Origin of the sequence: Comamonas nitrativorans (assembly GCF_042654765.1) — a bacterium.
Taxonomy (GTDB): Bacteria; Pseudomonadota; Gammaproteobacteria; order Burkholderiales; family Burkholderiaceae_C; genus Comamonas; species Comamonas nitrativorans.
The window spans coordinates 1-5,539 of record NZ_JBHSEW010000025.1; the positions used below are offsets into that span (position 1 = coordinate 1).

At 50.8% G+C, this 5,539-nt stretch carries 2 tRNA genes and 3 rRNA genes; all 5 read right to left on the reverse strand.

From position 1 onward, the window contains the following. Positions 1-6 precede the first annotated feature (6 nt). Positions 7-119: ribosomal RNA gene (gene rrf, locus ACFO3A_RS15595) — 5S ribosomal RNA — on the reverse strand. Between the two features lie 162 nt (positions 120-281). Continuing rightward, a 23S ribosomal RNA gene (locus ACFO3A_RS15600) occupies positions 282-3,162 on the reverse strand. Positions 3,163-3,544: 382 nt separating this feature from the next. Next, positions 3,545-3,620 (reverse strand) — tRNA-Ala (locus tag ACFO3A_RS15605). Positions 3,621-3,681: 61 nt separating this feature from the next. Continuing rightward, a tRNA-Ile gene (locus ACFO3A_RS15610) sits at positions 3,682-3,758 on the reverse strand. An 89-nt stretch (positions 3,759-3,847) separates the two neighbouring features. Then, positions 3,848-5,378: ribosomal RNA gene (locus ACFO3A_RS15615) — 16S ribosomal RNA — on the reverse strand. Together the 16S, 23S and 5S rRNA genes with 2 tRNA genes alongside form the textbook arrangement of a ribosomal RNA operon. Positions 5,379-5,539 lie beyond the last annotated feature (161 nt).

The following is a 5,539-nucleotide window of genomic DNA, read 5'->3' on the forward strand; positions in this document are numbered from 1 at the left end:
ATAAGAGCCTGACGATGACCTACTTTCACACGGGAACCCGCACTATCATCGGCGCAGACCTGTTTCACTGTCCTGTTCGGGATGGGAAGGAGTGGTTCCAGGTCGCTATGGTCATCAGGCATAAACTTTGCTGCGGTGGCTTGTTGCTTTGGGCCACCGCAAAATTCATAAAGTCGTCTGTGTATCAGCGTTTTTGTCTGTAATTCGATTGCGCCTTGCGAATTCTTCTTCGCCTTCTTCTGGCATAAGTCTTTGCTTTTTTGACTTTCCATCAAAGTTATAGGGTCAAGCCGCACGGGCAATTAGTACTGGTTAGCTCAATGCATTGCTGCACTTGCACACCCAGCCTATCAACGTCGTGGTCTACAACGACCCTTCAGGGGGCTCAAGGCCCCGGCAGATCTTATCTTGAAACGAGTTTCGCGCTTAGATGCTTTCAGCGCTTATCTCTTCCACACGTAGCTACCCTGCGATGCCACTGGCGTGACAACAGGTACACCAGAGGTGTGTCCACTCCGGTCCTCTCGTACTAGGAGCAGGCTTCCTCAAATCTGCAGCGCCCACGGAAGATAGGGACAAAACTGTCTCACGACGTTTTAAACCCAGCTCACGTACCTCTTTAAATGGCGAACAGCCATACCCTTGGGACCGACTACAGCCCCAGGATGAGATGAGCCGACATCGAGGTGCCAAACACCGCCGTCGATATGAACTCTTGGGCGGTATCAGCCTGTTATCCCCAGAGTACCTTTTATCCGTTGAGCGATGGCCCTTCCATACAGAACCACCGGATCACTATGTCCTGCTTTCGCATCTGCTTGACTTGTCAGTCTCGCAGTTAAGCACGCTTATGCCATTGCACTATCGTCACGATGTCCGACCGTAACTAGCGTACCTTCGAACTCCTCCGTTACGCTTTGGGAGGAGACCGCCCCAGTCAAACTGCCTACCATGCACTGTCCCCGATCCCGATTAGGGATCCAGGTTAGAACCTCAAACACACCAGGGTGGTATTTCAACGTTGGCTCCAAGCGAACTAGCATCCGCTCTTCAAAGCCTCCCACCTATCCTACACAAGTCTATTCAAAGTCCCATACAAAGCTACAGTAAAGGTTCATGGGGTCTTTCCGTCTTTCCGCGGGTAGATTGCATCATCACAAACATTTCAACTTCGCTGAGTCTGCGGAGGAGACAGCGTGGCCATCGTTACGCCATTCGTGCAGGTCGGAACTTACCCGACAAGGAATTTCGCTACCTTAGGACCGTTATAGTTACGGCCGCCGTTTACTGGGACTTCGATCAAGAGCTTGCACCCCATCAATTAATCTTCCAGCACCGGGCAGGCGTCACACCCTATACGTCCACTTTCGTGTTTGCAGAGTGCTGTGTTTTTATTAAACAGTCGCAGCCACCGATTTTTTGCAACCCCTTTGGGCTCCCTTTGTTCAAGTTCACCTACTGAGGGCATACCTTCTCCCGAAGTTACGGTATCAATTTGCCGAGTTCCTTCTCCGCAGTTCTCTCAAGCGCCTTAGAATACTCATCTCGCGCACCAGTGTCGGTTTGCGGTACGGTCGTCAATAGCTGAAGCTTAGTGGCTTTTCCTGGAAGCTGGGTATCACTCACTTCAGGTGCATGCACCCTCGTTATCACGCCTCATCTAAGATCTCCGGATTTGCCTAAAGACCACGACTACACGCTTGAACTGCCTATTCCAACAGACAGCTGAGCTAACCTTCTTCGTCCCCACATCGCACTATTGAGCGGTACAGGAATATTGACCTGTTTCCCATCAGTTACGCATCTCTGCCTCACCTTAGGGGCCGACTCACCCTACGCCGATGAACGTTGCGTAGGAAACCTTGCGCTTACGGCGAGGGGGCTTTTCACCCCCTTTAACGCTACTCATGTCAGCATTCGCACTTCTGATACCTCCAGCATCCGTTACCAGACACCTTCTCAGGCTTACAGAACGCTCTCCTACCACGCACACTAAAAATGTGCATCCGCAGCTTCGGTAACTGGCTTAGCCCCGTTACATCTTCCGCGCAGGACGACTCGATCAGTGAGCTATTACGCTTTCTTTAAATGATGGCTGCTTCTAAGCCAACATCCTGACTGTTTTAGCCTTCCCACTTCGTTTCCCACTTAGCCAATTTTAGGGACCTTAGCTGGCGGTCTGGGTTGTTTCCCTCTTGAGTCCGGACGTTAGCACCCGGTGCTCTGTCTCCCAAGCTGTACTCTGCGGTATTCGGAGTTTGCCTAGGGTTGGTAAGTCGCCATGACCCCCTAGCCTAAACAGTGCTCTACCCCCGCAGGTAATACTTGAGGCACTACCTAAATAGTTTTCGGAGAGAACCAGCTATTTCCAAGTTTGTTTAGCCTTTCACCCCTATCCACAGCTCATCCGCTAATTTTGCAACACTAGTCGGTTCGGACCTCCAGTACCTGTTACAGCACCTTCATCCTGGCCATGGATAGATCACTTGGTTTCGGGTCTACACCCAGCGACTAAAGACGCCCTATTCGGACTCGATTTCTCTACGCCTGCCCTATTCGGTTAAGCTTGCCACTGAATGTAAGTCGCTGACCCATTATACAAAAGGTACGCAGTCACCCCTTTCGAGGCTCCTACTTTTTGTAAGCATACGGTTTCAGGATCTATTTCACTCCCCTCCCGGGGTTCTTTTCGCCTTTCCCTCACGGTACTGGTTCACTATCGGTCGATGATGAGTATTTAGCCTTGGAGGATGGTCCCCCCATATTCAGACAGGGTTTCTCGTGCCCCGCCCTACTTGTCTCTAGCCTAGTACCACCAGTCAATTTTCACATACGGGGCTATCACCCACTATGGCCGGTTTTTCCACACCGTTTTGTTAATTGTCTGACTATCACTAGAAGGCTCTTCCAATTTCGCTCGCCACTACTTTCGGAATCTCGGTTGATGTCTTTTCCTCTGGGTACTTAGATGTTTCAGTTCTCCAGGTTCGCTTCCATATCCTATGTATTCAGATATGGATACCCTTGCGGGTGGGTTTCCCCATTCAGAGACCTCCGGATCAAAGCTTATTTGCCAGCTCCCCGAAGCTTTTCGCAGGCTATCACGTCTTTCGTCGCCTATCATCGCCAAGGCATCCACCATATGCTCTTAGTCACTTGACCCTATAACTTTGATTTCTCCAAACAAAAATCGGGAGAATTCATCGCCAAAGTCAAAGACTGGTAAGGTCTTGCACCTTACGCGTTATGCCGTAATGCGATTTTGTATCTTCGATATTGCTATCTCAAGAACTACTTTCGTCATTACTGAATTCAAAGTTGAATTCGTTTTGACGCAATCAAATTTACATTGCTGTGGCACGGTCACTTTTTACAGTGTTTCCACAGCAACGCTGATTCGACTCTATGAATTTTTAAAGAACAGCCTATTGGATAAATCCAATACATAAGCACTCTTTGCAAGAGTGCTTATGTATTGGCAAGCCGAGTATTCTAACACCTAACCGCTTTGCTTTTTTGCAATCTTCAGTGTTTACCCGGTATTTGGTGGAGGATGACGGGATCGAACCGACGACCCCCTGCTTGCAAAGCAGGTGCTCTCCCAGCTGAGCTAATCCCCCATCAACGGCCTGTGCACATTGCTGTGCACAGCCAGTTGCTGCTTGTTTCGCATTGGAAGTTTGGTGGGTCTAGTTGGGCTCGAACCAACGACCCCCGCCTTATCAAGACGGTGCTCTAACCAGCTGAGCTACAGACCCCAACCATCAAACCTTTTGGTCTTCGATGGGTCATCCAACAACCGATAAGTGTGGGTATTCAGTAGCAAACAGTCGTTTGCATTTTCCAGAAAGGAGGTGATCCAGCCGCACCTTCCGATACGGCTACCTTGTTACGACTTCACCCCAGTCACGAACCCCGCCGTGGTAAGCGCCCTCCTTGCGGTTAGGCTACCTACTTCTGGCGAGACCCGCTCCCATGGTGTGACGGGCGGTGTGTACAAGACCCGGGAACGTATTCACCGTGACATGCTGATCCACGATTACTAGCGATTCCGACTTCACGCAGTCGAGTTGCAGACTGCGATCCGGACTACGACCGGCTTTATGGGATTGGCTCCACCTCGCGGCTTCGCGACCCTTTGTACCGGCCATTGTATGACGTTTCTAGCCCCACCTATAAGGGCCATGAGGACTTGACGTCATCCCCACCTTCCTCCGGTTTGTCACCGGCAGTCCCATTAGAGTGCCCTTTCGTAGCAACTAATGGCAAGGGTTGCGCTCGTTGCGGGACTTAACCCAACATCTCACGACACGAGCTGACGACAGCCATGCAGCACCTGTGTTACGGCTCTCTTTCGAGCACTCCTCTATCTCTAAAGGATTCCGTACATGTCAAAGGTGGGTAAGGTTTTTCGCGTTGCATCGAATTAAAGAACATCATCCACCGCTTGTGCGGGTCCCCGTCAATTCCTTTGAGTTTTAACCTTGCGGCCGTACTCCCCAGGCGGTCAACTTCACGCGTTAGCTTCGTTACTGAAGAAATAAATCCCCAACAACCAGTTGACATCGTTTAGGGCGTGGACTACCAGGGTATCTAATCCTGTTTGCTCCCCACGCTTTCGTGCATGAGCGTCAGTGCAGGCCCAGGGGATTGCCTTCGCCATCGGTGTTCCTCCGCATATCTACGCATTTCACTGCTACACGCGGAATTCCATCCCCCTCTGCCGCACTCCAGCCTTGCAGTCACAATGGCAGTTCCCAGGTTGAGCCCGGGGATTTCACCACTGTCTTACAAAACCGCCTGCGCACGCTTTACGCCCAGTAATTCCGATTAACGCTTGCACCCTACGTATTACCGCGGCTGCTGGCACGTAGTTAGCCGGTGCTTATTCTTACGGTACCGTCATCACCCCCCTGTATTAGAGAGAGGCTTTTCGTTCCGTACAAAAGCAGTTTACAACCCGAAGGCCTTCATCCTGCACGCGGCATTGCTGGATCAGGCTTGCGCCCATTGTCCAAAATTCCCCACTGCTGCCTCCCGTAGGAGTCTGGGCCGTGTCTCAGTCCCAGTGTGGCTGATCGTCCTCTCAGACCAGCTACAGATCGTCGGCTTGGTAAGCTTTTATCCCACCAACTACCTAATCTGCCATCGGCCGCTCCAGTAGCACAAGGCCCTAAGGTCCCCTGCTTTCATCCATAGATCTCATGCGGTATTAGCCACTCTTTCGAGTAGTTATCCCCCACTACTAGGCACGTTCCGATGTATTACTCACCCGTTCGCCACTCGCCACCAGACCGAAGTCCGTGCTGCCGTTCGACTTGCATGTGTAAGGCATGCCGCCAGCGTTCAATCTGAGCCAGGATCAAACTCTACAGTTCGATCTTAAAATTTAAAGTCTTACGACTTCGCTCAAAACGGAATTGAAGTGAACTTCACTTCATATTCACATGAGCATTCAATGGCAAACTTCTATCCACCACCAAATACCCACGCTTATCGGCTGTATCTTGTTAAAGATCACAAACAGAAGTCTTTCAAC